This is a genomic window from Vibrio sp. SCSIO 43135 (genome assembly GCF_023716665.1).
GTDB classification, from domain to species: Bacteria; Pseudomonadota; Gammaproteobacteria; order Enterobacterales; family Vibrionaceae; genus Vibrio; species Vibrio paucivorans.
The window spans coordinates 917,440-934,257 of the sequence record NZ_CP071860.1; the positions used below are offsets into that span (position 1 = coordinate 917,440).

At 43.7% G+C, this 16,818-nt stretch carries 19 protein-coding genes and 1 pseudogene; 6 read left to right on the forward strand and 14 right to left on the reverse strand.

Translation table 11 applies throughout. The features are described 5' to 3' along the window. The first annotated feature begins 485 nt into the window (after positions 1–485). The 3 genes from pdhA to J4N42_RS18510 are packed head-to-tail and all read left to right on the forward strand — an operon-like array spanning position 486 to position 3,719. A complete protein-coding gene (gene pdhA / locus J4N42_RS18500; protein WP_252034206.1) occupies positions 486–1,598 on the forward strand; it encodes a pyruvate dehydrogenase (acetyl-transferring) E1 component subunit alpha in 1,113 nt (370 codons plus the stop codon). Beyond that, on the forward strand, positions 1,591–2,574 hold the full coding sequence (locus tag J4N42_RS18505; protein ID WP_252030884.1) for an alpha-ketoacid dehydrogenase subunit beta: 984 nt from the start codon (positions 1,591–1,593) through the stop codon (positions 2,572–2,574). Before pdhA ends, J4N42_RS18505 begins: the two co-directional genes overlap by 8 nt. Next, the gene (locus tag J4N42_RS18510; protein WP_252030885.1) at positions 2,571–3,719 is read left to right on the forward strand and encodes a dihydrolipoamide acetyltransferase family protein; all 1,149 of its coding nucleotides are present in this window, start codon (positions 2,571–2,573) and stop codon (positions 3,717–3,719) included. Before J4N42_RS18505 ends, J4N42_RS18510 begins: the two co-directional genes overlap by 4 nt. 180 nt (positions 3,720–3,899) lie before the next feature. Here J4N42_RS18510 and J4N42_RS18515 read toward each other — a convergent pair whose 3' ends face one another. Both J4N42_RS18515 and J4N42_RS18520 read right to left on the reverse strand, forming a co-directional pair. Then, the gene (locus tag J4N42_RS18515) at positions 3,900–4,865 is read right to left on the reverse strand and encodes an electron transfer flavoprotein subunit alpha/FixB family protein (RefSeq protein ID WP_252030886.1); all 966 of its coding nucleotides are present in this window, start codon (positions 4,863–4,865) and stop codon (positions 3,900–3,902) included. 99 nt (positions 4,866–4,964) lie between these two features. Then, positions 4,965–5,729, reverse strand: a complete 765-nt coding sequence (locus J4N42_RS18520; protein ID WP_252030887.1) for an electron transfer flavoprotein subunit beta/FixA family protein — start codon at positions 5,727–5,729, stop codon at positions 4,965–4,967. Between the two features lie 186 nt (positions 5,730–5,915). On the opposite strand from J4N42_RS18520, the gene J4N42_RS18525 reads away from it, so the two are divergent. Further along, complete coding sequence (locus tag J4N42_RS18525) at positions 5,916–7,574, forward strand: electron transfer flavoprotein-ubiquinone oxidoreductase (RefSeq protein WP_252030889.1); 1,659 nt, start codon at positions 5,916–5,918, stop codon at positions 7,572–7,574. A 185-nt stretch (positions 7,575–7,759) separates the two neighbouring features. Further along, complete coding sequence (locus J4N42_RS18530) at positions 7,760–8,455, forward strand: hypothetical protein (RefSeq protein WP_252030890.1); 696 nt, start codon at positions 7,760–7,762, stop codon at positions 8,453–8,455. 56 nt (positions 8,456–8,511) lie between these two features. Here the strand turns inward: J4N42_RS18530 and yghU are convergent, their stop codons facing one another. From yghU to J4N42_RS18570, 8 genes are all read right to left on the reverse strand, one after another. Next, a complete protein-coding gene (gene yghU / locus J4N42_RS18535; protein ID WP_252030891.1) occupies positions 8,512–9,372 on the reverse strand; it encodes a glutathione-dependent disulfide-bond oxidoreductase in 861 nt (286 codons plus the stop codon). 227 nt (positions 9,373–9,599) lie between these two features. Continuing rightward, the gene (locus tag J4N42_RS18540) at positions 9,600–10,088 is read right to left on the reverse strand and encodes a GNAT family N-acetyltransferase (RefSeq protein WP_252030892.1); all 489 of its coding nucleotides are present in this window, start codon (positions 10,086–10,088) and stop codon (positions 9,600–9,602) included. A gap of 66 nt (positions 10,089–10,154) precedes the next feature. Then, positions 10,155–10,637 carry a YbaK/EbsC family protein gene (locus tag J4N42_RS18545; RefSeq protein ID WP_252030893.1) on the reverse strand — a complete coding sequence of 161 codons (483 nt, stop codon included), beginning with the start codon at positions 10,635–10,637 and terminating at the stop codon, positions 10,155–10,157. 64 nt (positions 10,638–10,701) lie between these two features. After that, the gene (locus J4N42_RS18550) at positions 10,702–11,154 is read right to left on the reverse strand and encodes a GNAT family N-acetyltransferase (RefSeq protein WP_252030894.1); all 453 of its coding nucleotides are present in this window, start codon (positions 11,152–11,154) and stop codon (positions 10,702–10,704) included. A 46-nt stretch (positions 11,155–11,200) separates the two neighbouring features. Next, positions 11,201–11,620 carry a GNAT family N-acetyltransferase gene (locus J4N42_RS18555; protein ID WP_252030896.1) on the reverse strand — a complete coding sequence of 140 codons (420 nt, stop codon included), beginning with the start codon at positions 11,618–11,620 and terminating at the stop codon, positions 11,201–11,203. Positions 11,621–11,835: 215 nt separating this feature from the next. After that, the gene (gene fos / locus J4N42_RS18560; protein WP_252030897.1) at positions 11,836–12,234 is read right to left on the reverse strand and encodes a FosG/FosC2-related fosfomycin resistance glutathione transferase; all 399 of its coding nucleotides are present in this window, start codon (positions 12,232–12,234) and stop codon (positions 11,836–11,838) included. A gap of 113 nt (positions 12,235–12,347) precedes the next feature. Next, positions 12,348–12,761 carry a GFA family protein gene (locus J4N42_RS18565; RefSeq protein ID WP_252030898.1) on the reverse strand — a complete coding sequence of 138 codons (414 nt, stop codon included), beginning with the start codon at positions 12,759–12,761 and terminating at the stop codon, positions 12,348–12,350. A gap of 120 nt (positions 12,762–12,881) precedes the next feature. After that, positions 12,882–13,214: a YnfA family protein gene (locus J4N42_RS18570; protein ID WP_252030899.1), complete on the reverse strand. Its 333-nt coding sequence runs from the start codon at positions 13,212–13,214 to the stop codon at positions 12,882–12,884. Between the two features lie 114 nt (positions 13,215–13,328). Between J4N42_RS18570 and J4N42_RS18575 the strand changes: the two are divergent. Further along, positions 13,329–13,397 (forward strand): annotated as a pseudogene (locus J4N42_RS18575) (type II toxin-antitoxin system mRNA interferase toxin, RelE/StbE family); the annotation flags it as partial. Positions 13,398–13,502: 105 nt separating this feature from the next. Here the strand turns inward: J4N42_RS18575 and J4N42_RS18580 are convergent. The 4 genes from J4N42_RS18580 to J4N42_RS18600 form a co-directional block, all read right to left on the reverse strand. Further along, positions 13,503–13,916 carry a lysozyme inhibitor LprI family protein gene (locus tag J4N42_RS18580; protein ID WP_252030900.1) on the reverse strand — a complete coding sequence of 138 codons (414 nt, stop codon included), beginning with the start codon at positions 13,914–13,916 and terminating at the stop codon, positions 13,503–13,505. A gap of 144 nt (positions 13,917–14,060) precedes the next feature. After that, complete coding sequence (locus J4N42_RS18585) at positions 14,061–15,044, reverse strand: hypothetical protein (RefSeq protein WP_252030901.1); 984 nt, start codon at positions 15,042–15,044, stop codon at positions 14,061–14,063. Between the two features lie 135 nt (positions 15,045–15,179). Next, a complete protein-coding gene (locus tag J4N42_RS18590) occupies positions 15,180–15,815 on the reverse strand; it encodes a GyrI-like domain-containing protein (RefSeq protein ID WP_252030903.1) in 636 nt (211 codons plus the stop codon). A gap of 153 nt (positions 15,816–15,968) precedes the next feature. After that, positions 15,969–16,496 carry a hypothetical protein gene (locus tag J4N42_RS18600; protein WP_252030904.1) on the reverse strand — a complete coding sequence of 176 codons (528 nt, stop codon included), beginning with the start codon at positions 16,494–16,496 and terminating at the stop codon, positions 15,969–15,971. Positions 16,497–16,818: the final 322 nt, after the last annotated feature.

Below are 16,818 nucleotides of genomic sequence, written 5' to 3' on the forward strand. Positions count from 1 at the left end.
TAAGACATGATCAATAAGTCCTTAATATAATGATAAAATTAGCATTTAATTAGACTTCTAGCAGAACACTTATACAAGATTAAGATCTCGGTCATACTCGATTGAACTCCCTCACTTCCGAGTAAGAAAAAATGTCCGCTCGTTTATTGCGAATTTTTCGTCGCTTCTAGTGAAAGTTTTCAAATTTTGCTCTTCACCATAAGAAAAACTGAAATATTCATCTAAAAACAAGCACTGTAAGCCCCTCTTTACTGTTTGCTTGCTTTCGATTTTTAGCAGGATTTAACATTTTAGTTACACTTAACTTATACAGTGACTCCAAGATTCATCACTAAATAGTTCGGAGTTAATAGCGAAATAAAGCGGTGTTGTTGGTTTCTACAGCACACTCATCCGAAACAGAAAATGAATGTTGGTTTCGATTTGCCTGTTAGTCGCGAGCTCATATGAAGCTAGCCCGCGGGCATACTCAAAAGGAGCTTGAGATGAACGTTCAGGCATTACCAATGAAACGCTATATCGACAATCAAGGTAATCTTGTCGATTCACTTCCCGATTGGGCTAATGTTGCAAAGTTAAAAAGTTTCTACTGCGACATGGTGCTGACTCGTACTTATGACAACAAAGCTGTTGCTCTACAAAGGACGGGGAAGCTAGGCACATACCCTTCTCATTTAGGAGCCGAGGCCGTCGGTATCGCAGTAGGTAGAGCACTGCATAAAGACGATGTTTTCATTCCTTACTATCGTGATCTACCCGCTATGTGGGCTCGTGGAATTCCGATGGAGAAAAACCTCCAATATTGGGGCGGCGATGAACGTGGTAGTGACTTCTGGCCAATGGACATACAAGATGGAAATAACGATAGCCATCAATGTAGAGACCTGCCTTTCTGTGTTCCTATCGCGACACAATGTACACATGCGGTAGGTGTTGCATCAGCGCTAAAAATTCAAGGTCAGCATCAAGCTGCACTGGTTACTTGCGGAGATGGCGCAACTTCCAAAGGAGATTTCCTCGAATCGATTAACTGCGCTGGCGCGTGGAACATTCCGTTGGTTTTCGTCGTGAACAACAATCAATGGGCAATTTCCGTCCCCCGAGCACTTCAATGTGCCGCTGAATTTTTATCAGAAAAAGCCAAAGGCGCTGGAATTCACGGGATAACAGTAGATGGCAACGATGTTGTTGCTATGTATGACACCGTGTCGGAAGCATTAGATAGAGCACGAAAAGGCAAAGGCCCAACCCTCATCGAAGCAATAAGTTACCGACTCAGCGACCACACTACAGCAGATGACGCCAGCCGATATCGCTGCGAAGATGAATTACAGCAAGCATGGCAGTATGAACCCATCGCTCGCTTGAAAAAGTACCTCATCGCACAAGGTGAGTGGTCGGAAGAACAAGACGTCGAGTGGACTGAACACAGCAAAGAACTTGTCCAGCAAGCCGTAGAACGGTATTTAACCATGCCACCCCAAGCGCCAGAGTCGGCGTTCGATTTCATTTACGAATCCATGCCTACTGAGCTTCACCGTCAACGAGACGAGTTGATTAACAAAGCGATGCGCATGCAGGGAGGTAAACATGAGTGAAATCACCTTAGTCGAAGCCGTAAACCTAGCATTGCATCATGAAATGGAACACGACAATAATGTCGTCGTTTTAGGAGAAGATGTCGGTGATAACGGCGGTGTGTTTCGTGCCACTGTTGGGCTCAAAGAAAAATATGGGCTACGGCGCGTCATCGATACCCCTCTAGCCGAAGCTCTGATAGGCGGCGTAACTGTTGGGATGGCGACGCAAGGTTTACGCCCTATCGCTGAGTTCCAGTTCCAAGGTTTTGTATTTCCCGCTATGGAACACTTGATGTGTCATGCAGCTAGAATGCGAAACCGAACCCGGGGGCGGTTAACCTGCCCAGCTGTGTTTCGAGCGCCGTTCGGCGGTGGAATTCATGCCCCAGAGCACCACTCAGAAAGTATAGAAGCCTTATTTGCTCACATTCCTGGCTTTAAAGTTGTCATTCCATCGTCTCCGCAGCGTGCATATGGACTATTGCTCGCGTCGATTCGCAGTAACGATCCGGTTATGTTCTTCGAACCCAAGCGCATTTATAGAACCGTAAAATCCGATGTTGTCGATAACGGTCAAGCACTTCCCTTAGATACCTGTTTTACCTTACGCAAAGGCCGAGATCTGACTTTAGTGACCTGGGGGGCATGTGTAGTCGAAGCGCTGCAAGCCACTGCAGCTCTTTCAAAACAAGGCATAGAAGTTGAAGTGATTGATCTCGCGAGTATCAAACCCATTGATATGGCGACCATTCTTAAATCCGTCGAAAAAACAGGACGCTTACTTGTGGTTCACGAAGCGAGTAAAACATGTGGTGTTGGCGCTGAAATCATTACCCGTACCGCCGAAGAAGCCATGTGCCTACTTAAAGCACCACCAAAACGGGTTACGGGCATGGACACCGTGATGCCGTACTACCGTAACGAAGATTATTTCTTAGTCACAGAGCAAGACATAGTGAACGCAGCGCGAGAGCTTGTGGAGGGATGGAAATGAAAACATTTACTTTGCCCGATCTAGGAGAAGGCTTAGCAGATTCAGAGATTATCCAATGGCACGTGAACGTCGGTGACGAAGTAGAGATCGATCAAGTCATTCTAACGGTTGAGACTGCAAAAGCAGTCGTTGAGGTTCCCGCTCCTTATAGTGGGAAAATAGTTAGAAGACACGGCAACGAAGGAGATGTGATTAATATCGGAGCCCTGCTGCTTGAAATAGAAGAAGTAGAAGGCGAAGCGCAAGCTGAATCCACCGCCTCGGCAACGAAACAAGATGCTGCGACTGTTGTAGGAAATGTTTCGCAGCAAAATCATCAAGTTGAAGTCGATGATTTCTGGATTGGGAGCCAACACAACACGCCACCAGCCGATGTGATTAGCGCAATGCCCTCTGCACGACTACTCGCACAAAAACTCGGTGTGGATCTTAAGTTGATCAGCGGAAGCGGACCTGATGGCTTGATTGTAGACGCTGATATTTACTCGCAGTGCGACAAACAAAAGCCTGGTACAGAGGTATTAAAAGGAGCAAGGAGAACCATGGTGAACACCATGGCGGAGTCGCATCACGATGTCGCTAACGTAACGATTACCGAAGAAGCGCTTTTGGACAAATGGCGTGATGGTGAAGACATCTCTATCCGTTTGATCCAAGCTGTGATCCACGCGTGCCATCAAGAATCAGCGTTAAACGCTTGGTTTGATGCTGAAACCATGACTCGTTGTGTACACGAAGCCGTTAATATTGGTATCGCCGTAGACAGTAGTCATGGTCTGTATGTACCAGTGCTACGTCACGCCGATGATTACAGTGCAAAAGGCATCAGGCAGTGGTTAGACGACACGGTAGATGGCATTCGCCAACGCAAAATTGGTAGAGAACAGTTGCAGCATGCAACCATAACGCTTTCTAACTTTGGGGCTATTGCTGGTATTTATGCGACGCCAGTAGTTTCACCACCACAGGTCGCGATTGTGGGAGCAGGACGAATCATAGAGAAAGTCATCATGAAAAATGACAAGCCAATCGCTGTAAAAGCGATGCCATTATCCATGACCTTTGACCATCGTGCTTGTACGGGCGGAGAAGCTGCTCGATTCATAAAAGCGCTGGTTAAGCACTTACAGAAATCCAGTAGCTAAAATCAAATCGTGAAATAGCCAATGGCCTAATAAGATAAACGCCCCATTCCCTAAGTAGTGAATGGGGCGTTTTAATTTAACCCCTTAATAAGAGATAAGAGAAGAGATAAGAGACAATAGATAAGACGGAAAAAGGAAAACAGCTTCTTCCAACTGTTTTCCTCACTCACTTCTTGCTGATTAATCTAACGCTTCAATAAGCTGCGGGAGTACTTCAAATAAGTCGCCGACTAATCCGTAGTCTGCAATTTCAAAAATAGGCGCTTCAGCATCGCTATTAATCGCAACAATTACCTTTGAATCTTTCATTCCAGCCAAGTGTTGAATCGCACCGGATATACCGACTGCAATATACAAGTCAGGCGCAACGATCTTACCTGTTTGACCAACTTGTAAATCATTCGACACAAATCCAGCGTCTACAGCCGCTCTCGACGCCCCTATTGCACCACCTAGTTTGTCGGCCAGAGTTTCAACTAACTGGAAGTTCTCTTTACTTCCCAGCCCTCGCCCGCCTGAGACGACTACTTTTGCAGCAGGTAGTTCTGGGCGTTCTGACTTCACTTTTTGCTCACTAATGTACTTTGATACTTCATTAGTGATTTCTGCATCGAAGCTCTCTACAGTCGCTTCGCCACTGGGAATGTCTTCTGGTAAATCAAACGCGGAGGCTCGGACAGTAATGACTTTAACGGAATCATTAGATTTAATCTTCGCAAGTGCGTTGCCAGCATAGATTGGCCTTAGCACTGTATCGCTGGATTCAAAGTCAATCACATCGGAAAGCATCCCTACATCAAGCAGAGCCGCCACTCTAGGCAAAAGATTTTTTCCGAACGTTGTTGCTGCGGCGAGAATATGAGTAAACTTCTTTTCCTGCTGCAGTAAGTTCACTAGCTCGGAAACAGGTTCTGCCAGTAAATGCTCAAACTGTGGCTGGTTTGCGCTTATCACGCAACTCACCTCGGGAAGAGTTTTGGCTTGCTCGGTAACTTGATCATTGCCACCGAAAACCAAAACTGAAACGCTTCTACTGTCAGTATCAGACAACGCTTTCGATGCCGTAACTGTTCTAAAGGTTTCGGGTGATAAAGATTGCCCGTCGTGCTCTGCGATAATCAAGACATTTGTGTTGGATTCACTCATCGCTGTCTCCCTTACACGAAATAATTAAAGTCGCTGTGCTCCAAACGTTTTCGTAACAAGCAACTTAGTAATAAGTATTTTATATCAGCCAATTTGGCCTCAAATCACCTTAGCTTCGTTCTTAAGCTTATCAACCAATTGCTCTACGCTATCCACTTTAATCCCAGCGCTTCTGCTCGGTGGTGCCATCACCTCGAGGACTTCTTGGCTGCTAGTTAGCTCAATACCTAAACTCTCTGGCGTAATAACCTCTAACGGCTTTCTCTTAGCTTTCATGATATTAGGGAGCGATGCATACCTCGGCTCGTTTAGCCTTAAATCCGTACTGATAATTGCGGGTATGGCGAGTTGGACGGTCTCTAAACCACCATCGACTTCCCTAACCACCGTGACAGCGTCACCGGAAATATCCACGTTAGAGGCAAATGTAGCCTGCCCACGCCGACTTAGCGCCGAAAGCATCTGAGCAACCTGATTGTTGTCGGAATCTATAGATTGTTTGCCTAAAAGCACAATACCCGGTTGTTCATTATCCATTATGGATTTAAGCACTTTAGCGACCGTAAGGGGCTCAATAGTTAACGGAGAACTCTGCTCTGGAACTTGGACATGAATTGCCCTATCAGCGCCCAGTGCTAGGGCATTTCGTAGTTGCTCTTGGCTCGCATTATCGCCAACGGAAACTACGATCACTTCTTCAGCTTTGCCAGCTTCTTTAAGCCGTACGGCTTCTTCGACAGCGATTTCGCAAAATGGATTCATCGACATTTTAACGTTGTTAGACTCAACCCCAGAGTGATCGGGCTTAACTCTAATTTTTACGTAAGGATCAATAACTCGTTTAATCGCAACTAATATTTTCACAGTGCCTCCTTTCGAATAGCTCTACAGATTTCATTGCTTCACCAGCTATTTTCCTCCCAGACTTAAGGGAGTTTCGCTATTACCAATGAGCTTAGTTGAGTTTACGTTTACGTCAACTGGACTATATTTATTGTTGTGGCTTAACTGTTTTTGCAGCTTTACAACACCAACAGAGCGAGTGTAGAAATGGAAAGAGAATGCATGGAGTTTGACGTTGTTATCGTTGGCGCAGGCCCTGCCGGTCTATCTTGTGCTTGTAAACTCGCACAGCTAACTCAAGGTAACACTAGTATCTGCGTAGTTGATAAAGCGGCCGAAGTTGGCGGGCATATCTTGTCTGGCGCCGTGTTTGAAACTCACGCCTTAGAAGAACTGTTTCCAGATTGGCGCTCTCTAGGCGCGCCAGTTTCTACACCTGTAAGCAGTGACTCTTTTGTCTTCCTGACGACTGAAAACAACCACGTTTCTGTCCCTCACTTTCTAACCCCGAAACTCATGACTAACACTAGCGACAACCATGTCATTAGTCTTGCTAACTTATGTCGCTGGCTTGGACAACAGGCAGAGCAACTTGGTGTTGAAGTCTTTCCTGGCTTTCCTGCAGCCGATTTTAATCTCGACCCAAAAGGTGCAGTCACAGGTGTTAACACGGGCGATATGGGCTTGGATAAGAAAGGAAACCAAAAGCAAAATTACGAATCGGGTATTGAGCTACGAGGAAAATACACTGTGTTTGCCGAGGGCGCTCGGGGGCACTTGGGCAAAGCACTGATCAAACAGTTTGACCTAGACGCTAACTGTGCACCACAGCACTATGCGTTAGGCATTAAGGAGATCTGGCAACTTGATACAGAGAGTGCGCTACACCAAGCCGGACAAGTCATTCACACAACTGGGTGGCCCTTAAGTGAAACAAGCACCACCGGTGGTGGTTTCCTTTATTATATGGAAGATAATCAAATCGCCGTCGGCCTTATTACCGACCTCAATTACTCGAATGCCCATCTGAGTCCATTCGACGAGTTCCAACGTTTCAAACATCATCCAGCAATATCAACGCATCTGTCTTCCGCCCAAAGGATTGCCTATGGCGCGCGGGCGATTGCCAAAGGCGGACTACCATCACTTCCTAAACAGCAGTTCCCTGGTGGGTTACTCATTGGTTGCGATGCTGGCACGCTTAACGTTGCCAAAATCAAAGGAAGCCACACAGCAATGAAGTCCGGTATTCTCGCCGCTGAAGCGATTGCCGAAGAACTGAATGCAGGTAATGCTTATACAGAGCCTAATTACGCGGGACATTTCGAATCGTCTTGGCTGTTTGAAGAGCTCAATGAATCAAGAAACTTTGGCCCTTATATTCACCAGTTTGGTAGTGTACTAGGCGGTGCGCTTAACGTTGTGGATCAAAATGTTTGGCAACCGATATTTTCGCGCCCTTTCCCTCTTTCAGCCTCAGACACGAAAAGCGATCATCAATGCCTCAATTCCATTTCAGAATCTAAGCCGATTTCTTATCCTAAGCCAGATGGGAAACTGAGCTTTGATAAACCGTCGTCTGTTTACTTATCAGGCGCTCAACACGAAGAAAATCAGCCTTGTCATCTCGTATTAGCAGACCATTTAATTCCGATTAGTCAGCATCTAGCGACATTCGATGAACCGAGTCAGCGTTACTGCCCTGCTGGGGTTTATGAAATCGTAGAAACTGAAGGACAAAAAGCATTACAGATTAACGCAGCTAACTGTGTTCATTGTAAAACTTGCGACATCAAGGATCCTTCGCAAAACATCACTTGGCGCCCGCCAGAAGGTGGCGGCGGGCCTAACTATCAAAATATGTAGTCAGAGCTATCGTTAAAATTGCTGGTAGCAAACAGCGGCACATATCTAATACACGAATGTAACGTTAACAAACAAACCGTGAATAGCGCCGAATCAATCTGGTTTACTCGTGTTTGAAATCTTCCGCTCGTGTGAAGATGACTTAGTTATCCGTTACTTTATCTCGACAGCAAGGAATATTTTCAATGGTCAGAGCCTCATTAGTTGTCACTGCTGCCCTATTATCTGGCTGTGCAACGACCGAAGTTTGGTTTCCCGAGCAGCAAAAAATCTTAATCACAGGGAATACTCTAGTCTACGACGGCGCAATTACCGGCGGAGCTGTACTGGAAGCGATAAGAATCGTTCGAGAGTCAGACCAAAAAATTGATACGCTTCGAATCACCAGCCCTGGTGGAGACATGGAAGCAGGGATTGAATTTGGATATTTTGTGAAAGAGAACAATTGGGACGTTGTAGTCAGTAAACTCTGTTTTTCGGCCTGCGCAAACTATGTATTAACGGCGGGAAAAAACGTCGAAGTCAAAAAAGATAGCCTCATAGGTTGGCATGGCGGCGCGAAGCAAGATGATGAATTGTGGAAACATTCAGTACCTATCGACGCACAAGAGCAGTTCTTTGCTTACTTAAACCACTTGCGAATAAAAGAAACCAAATTCTTTGAAACCATACAAGTTGATCAGCACATTACCAACTACGGTCAAACAAAAAACACCTCTTGTCAGAACAATCAAACTATCGATGGTTGGCATTACACAATCGACGATCTTCACCATATGGGCGTAAAGAACATTACCGTTCAAGGTGACAAGCTTCTTACAGAATTGGATTACAACAACGAACCCGTTCACTCCTGCTTAATGCCAAGCCTATTTAACTAAAAAAGAACCCACATTCATGTGGGTTCTTTCGTTATCTCTGGTGACGTTGAATGAGATTATTTCGGCGCTTTCGCGAGCACTGCATCGATATCTGCAGCGCTGTGACGCTCGGCCAATTGTTCCCACTCTTCACCAAACGCGCGGTTGACAATACGACCACGCTGAACGCCCTCACGCTCAGCCATCATTTGAGCCCAACGAACCACGTTCTTATACTCATGAACCTGTAAAAACTCTGCTGCATCGTACAGCTTTCCAAGCGCTAAGTTACCGTACCAAGGCCAAATCGCCATGTCCGCAATGGTGTATTCTTCACCCGCAACAAACGTGTTGTTCGCAAGCTGCTTGTCCAACACATCTAATTGACGTTTCGCTTCCATCGCAAAGCGATTAATTGGGTATTCTTGCTTCTCATCGGCATACGCATAGAAGTGACCAAAGCCACCACCTAAGAATGGCGCTGAACCTTGTGCCCAGAACAACCAGTTAAATGCTTGGGTTCTAGCTGGTCCGGATTTAGGTAAAAACTTATCGAATTTCTCCGCTAAGTGGACAAGGATCGAAGCCGACTCAAAAACGTTAACAGGCTCTGCAGCTGATTTATCAACGAGGGCTGGGATTTTTGAATTTGGGTTAACACCCACGAAGCCCGAAGAAAACTGATCTGCCTCGCCAATGTTGATCAAATACGCATCGTATTCAGCTTCTTTGATACCTTGAGCCAAAAGCTCTTCAAGCATAATAGTCACTTTTTGACCGTTCGGTGTGCCAAGCGAATAAAGTTGTAAAGCATGCTCGCCAACTGGAAGTTCTTTATCGAAACGTGCACCTGATACCGGGCTATTGATGTTAGCCCATTTGTTTCCACCATTTGTTTCATTGACCCAAACTTTTGGTGGTGTGTATTGGTTTGTCATGGTGTGTCCTTCTTATTATTTCGCACCCGATGTGCTTTGCTGTCTAAACTCATGTCGCTTTTACAAACATTAGCAAAGAGCGAGATTGGTAAGACGTTAATTACGTTGAACGTATTTGAATATATTGGGTTACTTCACTAAGTTAAAACCCCTTTCACCTAAATCGCTTATGACGTTTCGTTATTGATAGTTTGCATTAGGTATAAAGGCTAGTGTCGGACTGTCCGTTACCGATAAGAATTCTGCTCACTCTGCTTATGATATTTTGGCGTTAAGTCAATGCCCATGACTTTGTGGTTTGGCTCGGAGCTAGCCTCGATTTCGCTCCAGCCCAAATGTTCATACAAATTAGGCACATCGGTATAAGCCAGCAATTGGCTATATCCTGAACCCGCAGCATCAGCCATAGCCTGTTCAATCAGCTTACTGGCGATACCTTTTCCACGCATATTAAGATTTACGTACAACGCGTTAACCCAAAGCGCTTGTTGATCTTTTAGTGGGTGTTTATAGAACGTATAAGCAAGGGCTGCGACTAAGGCATCTTGATTGAAAAAAGCGATCGGATTAGGCAATTGCTTAGAGTAATCATCAAATAAAAAATCGGGCCATTCTCGTTGGAACATTCGTTCAATTTCAGCCCAGTAAACACAGTCGTGGTCACATCGAACAATTGAAGAGTTCAGCATATGGATCACTTTAATTCTGGTGGCCATTTACGTTCATTACTACTCAGACGCTGCTAAGACTGCCCCTTTCGGGGCAATCTCCATTTACATCATCTATTGCGCCAAATCTATCCATGTCCCATCGGTCAATTCACCTAAATGTTGAGGGTTGAGCTTAAATACCGAATTAGGTGTGCCCGCCGCCGCCCATATCTCTGAATATTGCTGTAGATCTTTATCTAAAATGGTGTGTACTTTTTCATTGTGCGCGACAGGTGGAACCCCACCAATTGCATAACCAACTTTGTCTCGTACAAATGCTGCGTCTGCCTTTTTCAAAACGATGCCCGTTGCGTCTTTTACCTTATTGGAACACACCATGTTAGTGCCCGAAGCCACAACTAAAACAGGCTCGCCAGTTTCCGAGTGTTTAAAAATCAGCGATTTTGCGATTTGGGACACCGTGCACCCTATCGCATCAGCGGCTTCCTTAGCCGTTCTTGTCGAACTAGGCATTTGTTGGACAACAAAGTCTTGTCCTCGGTCAGACAAAAACGTTTGTACCTTTAAAGAAGATGCTTTTAATTCCTTAGACATAACTATTCCTTGTTTGAGCGCTCAAACACTCCGCGCGTAATTTCAAAGGTTGCTGAAACTGGCATTAACGATTCCAGTTGCAAACCAGATCCGGCAAGCCCTCTTCATTATTCGAATCGCCGCTTCTGATGGCAAAACCGTGGGACTGATAAAATGTTTGTGCGCGAAGATTGACTTCAAATGTACGCAACATAAGCGAGCCGTTTGAACGCATCTTGGCTAAATTCAATAAATGCCGGCCAATACCAAGGTTTTGGTACTGCGGAGCTACGTACAACTGGTTTACTTCAAGATCAGAACTTGCCATAAAGGCCGCAGGTAATGCAGTAAGCGAGTCAACAACTACTACAACCTGATAATCGGTGGGAAGAACGTATTCGAGAAAATAGGCTTGAGACTGAAAAGAATGAACAGGCTCGATGCCAAGCGCTTCACTCATTGAATCGCGCCACAGCTGAGTGACGTGTTTCACGTGCTCACTGGTTAACACTTCAACTTTAAAGATATCCGTATCCATTCGCTCTCCTTAGCTATGGTCTTTTATTGCTGGTTTAATTTCCTGCCTATAGCTCTTTACACATGTAGTGGAATCGTTCTTCTTCTCTATCCATGAAAAAGCCAGATCTTAAGTACAAGTTTCGTGCAGGGCTGATTTTAAATACTCTTAACCACAACCGGCGCGAGCCCTTGTTGTGCGCCAGGCGTTCAATTTCAGACAACGTTGCTGCACCGATCCCTTTATTTTGATACTCGCCACTCACTTGTAAATCACGTAACCAACAATCATCGCCATCGTAAGCTAAGCGAATAGCACCAACCACTTCACCGTTGTACAGCACATCCCAGTTTTCAAGAGACACAATTTGCTCGTGTATTTTCGAGCATTCCCAATCAACGCCATAGTGGGCGTAATAAGGGGCCATATTTTCGAAAGTTAGTTTGGCAGAAACCTCTAAGTCGGCGGTAAGCTGAAATGAAATCAATATAAAACGTCCTCTCACGAAATCATTGGCAACGTGTTGATACACAACACTGTTTTATGAGGTTCTAACCCTTTTGTTGTTACTAATCTAGCGAGTTTGGTAAAGAATGGAATCATTTTGTTGTAGATATGCGCCAGTCACACATAAGTCGTACTCAATAAAAGGAGAACGACTTATGTGAACATGCGAATGGGAAGTTTGAAAGGAAAGGAACATTAAAGCCAAACAAGGCCGTTATAAGGCTTAGTTTTTAGCGACTCTAATCGGCTTTGGAGCGAGCCAGAATGTATTTCTAGTTTATGCCCATCAGGATCAAGCAGATAAATTGATTGCCCTTCACTCTTATTCTTTTTCCAGATTTCGACACCCGATGAAATCACACGCCCTGTAAAAGCTTCAAAATCTTTCGATTCGATATCGAACGCAATATGTGTGTAGTCGTGTTTAGGGCAAGGTTCGTCGAGTGAAAGACAAAACCAAAGTTCACCAACGGAGAGATAGGCTCCACTATCCCACTTTACGTGAGCGGCGAAGCCCAAGGTTTCGGTGTAGAACTTTAAAGAACGCTCTAAATCTCTAACAGCAATAGTTATATGGTTAAGTCCTATGATCATGTTCTTCCTTTAACGCCCTCGTATGGGTACAAGGCTACCACGACAATATACCAAACCCTATAAGTCCAATTTAGAATGAGCTCATAGTTACAGTGTAACTACAAAGGTATTATTTATTCACCACTTTCAAAGTGAGCAAAAACTTCCGCCCCTGTCATATCGTGAGTTTCATTTTTAAATTCGTAATACTCGGGCTTTTCGTCAATGAAGATTTGGTGAGTGAGTTTGTAGTCATCGCCAGACACCAATAGCCCAACAGGAAGGTGGTATTGATTGTTCGGTACTAAAAAGTAGAACAAGTGAGTACCGCACTTACCGCAAAAACCTCTTTCCGCCCAATCGGATGATTGATATCTAACTACATTAGATTCACCCGTTATCTTAACTGCATCGGCACAATCAATCGCTAACATCGGGCCACCCGACCAATTTCTACACATACTACAATGGCAAGCTGCCACTTCTTTACTGGCGTACTCTACTTCCAGCTCTACCAAGCCACATAGACATTTCCCTTTTGCTTTCATAGGTCCTCCAACCTTAGTATTGCGTGAGACTTAATAGTAGCTTAAGTCACAAACAGAAATTGGCGGCACTAGTACCGAACCAAGCCACCGTCATTAGAGAGCATAGAGCCAACTGGACTGTTATGTGGCTCTTGGTGCAAACATTATGATTGCCATTCCCAACATAGATACAGAAACACCAACTATGTCCCATAAACTGGGACGAAATCCATCAACAATCCACAACCACAGAATCGCCACAAAAATATAAACGCCACCGTAGGCTGCGTAAACCCGGCCTGCGGCAGTTGGATGGAGAGAAAGCAACCACGCAAACAAAGCTAAGAAGAACGCCGCAGGAACTAATAACCAGACCGACTTATCTTCCTTTAGCCAGAGGTAAGGTAAATAACAGCCCAGTATTTCTGCTATTGCCGTTACAAAAAACAAGCCGACTGTTTTAAGTTCTATCAATTGATTTCCTCCGTTTTATTTCAAACACATGATGTGACATTAAGGTTGTGAATATTGAACTGCTGGTTATCTCGAAGGAGCGCGAATATGAACAGAGCATTTATGTAAGTATTGATGATCTATAAACTCAACTGCAAAAGGAGCGTATTCGAAGAGTGGAAAAAGCTTGGCTCAACTCTACAATGACAAATTAACAAGAAGCTAATAGAACAATTATTAAACAAACCTAAAATGCCTAACGTTGCGAATCTGCTTAAATTTATTGTTATGTGCGTGGTTGAAGTCTTACTACAAACTTGGTTCTGGTAAAACTGGTGGCGTGCTGTCCATATAAGTTAAGAAACTTTCCCACAATTCATGCGTTCTTTGCTTCGTTAGCTTAGTTTTGCAAGATATCCCCATGACACCACGAATAGTTCCATCACGCCATTGTGTATATACCGAATCACAATGTGAGGACATATATGTTTGCCAGTCCGTTTGAGCTAGCTTCATCGCTTCGACTAACTTTGGGTCAAACGAGTTATGGTCAAAGCTAGCCTTTAGGTATTTCTCTAGCTCAGTTTTCGCTGCATCAAGCTCAATAGCGGCACACTGATTTACCTCGATTGTTGTAAACGCGGTATCGCAATCAATAACTTCCTCATCAGCAAGGGCGCCAAACGAAAGACTAGCTAAGGCTAAGATTAGGCTCTTTTTCATTGTTTTCTCCGAAAGCACATAACGCCAAATTAAGGTGTGAACAACGCTGACACCTTAGCCAAACCATTGTGCCATAAACACTAAACCCGCTTGGAGTGAAATCGCCAAGCGTTGTGAATCACTCTTAAATTTATTGTTAGGCAACTATGTCCAGTGTGTTAGTCCCAAATTTTTGGGAGCTGCTATATCGAATCTCTTAGTCACCCCATCACCAACATAGCCTACTTGATCTTGTAATATTACGAGGTCACTTGAGTTAGACCACTTGCACCCAAGAGAGCCATAGAATTTAGAGTGCAATTCCTCCGGTTTCTCTGTTCGCAAAATCAGCCGAGTTTCTGCAAATGGGTGTTGGTCATCGAAAGTATATAAGGGCAACTTCACTGCAGCCCTTACAACTTTGTTTAATAATGGAAATTCTTGCACATCTTTTGATGCTGCCACGTCAAGAATTTCTGATAAGTATTTCGCAAGGCTTCGCGAACTATTGAGCACAAAACAAATTACTTCCCAAATGAGGCTAGTTATAGAAAAAATTTTGTTGTTCTGCCCATGTAGAATACTACAGGGTCCTACTACACCATTGGTTACACCTTCAATGAAATAACCGTGTAAACAAAACACTCGATGTTCATGCCTAATATCAACTGAATAGAACCTCACCCTTGACTGTTGGTGCTTAATCGCATTAACAGCAGATGATATGAATTTCTTTAACGCTTTAACTTCAGCGTTTAGCTTTTTAACGTGAGGTGATTTCTTACACTCTTTAGTGGAAGAGAAAAAGCCAGAAGCAATACTTTCAATATCGTCTACGTGCTCTGCTGCAGAGTACAAAGATAATTCTATGTAATCTAGGAGTTCAGCTTGAAGTTCTGATGCAGTTGCAAGTCCATTGATTGTATTGGAATGCTCAAAATACGTTTGTAGCTTAACGCAACATTTATCTAATTTAGAGAAGATACGTTGTAAAGACGTATTATATATTCCTAGGGGTTTTCGAAGTCTCTGTGATTCGTGGAAACCGATGCAGCTAGGCACTACAGATAACCACGACAAGGCTTCTAGTGGGGAACTAGCACCTTCGCTTAAATCAAAAATATATTCTGGTTTATTGCTATGACCCATTTATTCCTCGATATTTAAAAAGTGCCTACTGTTGCCTAACGCTGCATTAAGGTGTGAGCGGCGCTTGGCTATACTGAGCGAAGCGAAACTGCCAAGCGTTGCGAATCACTCTTAAATGCTTTGTTAGGCGATGGGTTAAGATTGCACTCCAAACCTCAATACAGTTTTGTATTTTTCTGGACTCACTCGCCTTGCATCAGATAGATAGATTTCCCGATGCACTTTCGAAATACGAGTCAGTCCGTTGGCTTGTGCGAACTCTTCCATTAACGAAAAACTCTCTGGCTCATCCTCAAAACGTCCCAAGTGAAGCATTTGAACACAACTACCTTCTGATATTTTTTTGAATGATATCGAAGGTAAGTGCTTAGATGGCTTCGCTACTTTAACTTGAGCTATAACTTTTTCAAAAAGGGCATTATCAACAAAATCTGGCTGCCTAATCATTAACGTATAGACTAGGTCATCCTTGTTGATAGTCCCATCGAAGGTTGCTTTCGCTTCAGTGGTAATGTCCCACACACCCTCTAAGGGGTAAACTGTGAAATCACAATACCCTTCAGGTTTGTGCTCACTTTTCTTAAGTCCCATTTTGAGACTGTAAGCCACAGAATATAGAGCACCTACACGCTCAGAGAAATCATCATCATTCGGATTTCCTTGTCCAGAAATCGCAATAAAATTAAAAGTAGGCACGTTGATCAATTCTGGCTTGTTCTTCGGCATATAGACCGATTTCTCGTGCTTACGCCACTCATGTTTCACTGCCATTTTTTCACCTAATTATAAGTAATGTGTGTATTCGTCTAACGCCGCATTAAGGTGTGAGCAACGCAATACCGAAGCTTCCACATACCACCTTAAACACTAAACGCAACGCATAGCAAAAATTCCACGCGTTGCGAATCACTCTTAAACAGTTTGTTAGCACACAGATCTATTCTCTAGCTCTAATCTGTAAACATTAGATTCTTCCTGAGAACGATATTCTTTTGCTTTAACTACTGGACTACCATCATGTAAAAGGGAAGATGCAATCTTATTGGACGGTTCATTTTCTATACTGACGACTGATTCGAGTACATAATTAAAGCTATCATCTGCGCCAATATCGTAGTTAGGACCATTGTTACTCAAAAAAGACTCTAATTCTTCAATACTGATGTTAACAAGTTCTTTGCACTTACCAGACCCTCTTGAACTTTCCTGTACGTAGTACCCAACACTATATGTGAATGTCCGATTCTCACCATTAATATCATTTTTGGTTACAACAAATACTGAATGGATTTTTTCGCTTTCATCTAACTTGAAGAAAATCATCGCGTCGAAGTCTTGGTTAAACTCATTCAGCATAACGATGCTTGATATATCAGGATTCTTATCCGACCTCTCATATGACAAATTTCCCGAAGCGATCAACGTTTCTAATCTGTAAGCGAAATCGCTCATGTTGGCTAGATCATTAAAGAATGGTTCAGAACCCCTGTCGTCATATAAGTTTATGCGCTTATCTTTCTCGTAATCCAACAAATTATATACCTCATATCTAACGACATTCGCCTGTGTGCTAACAGTTCTTAGACAGAAAAATTCTGTATTTAAATCTAGACTTTTTCTATCTAACAACTACGTTGGAATTCACCATACCTCCCTTTTGTGAAAATTAACAGTCACTTAGGTACTAGGTTGTATTCTCTGTGAGACAAAATACAGAATATTTCTGTATAACATGACGCTATGTTCCAAACTAGAAAGACTGTATATATAACCA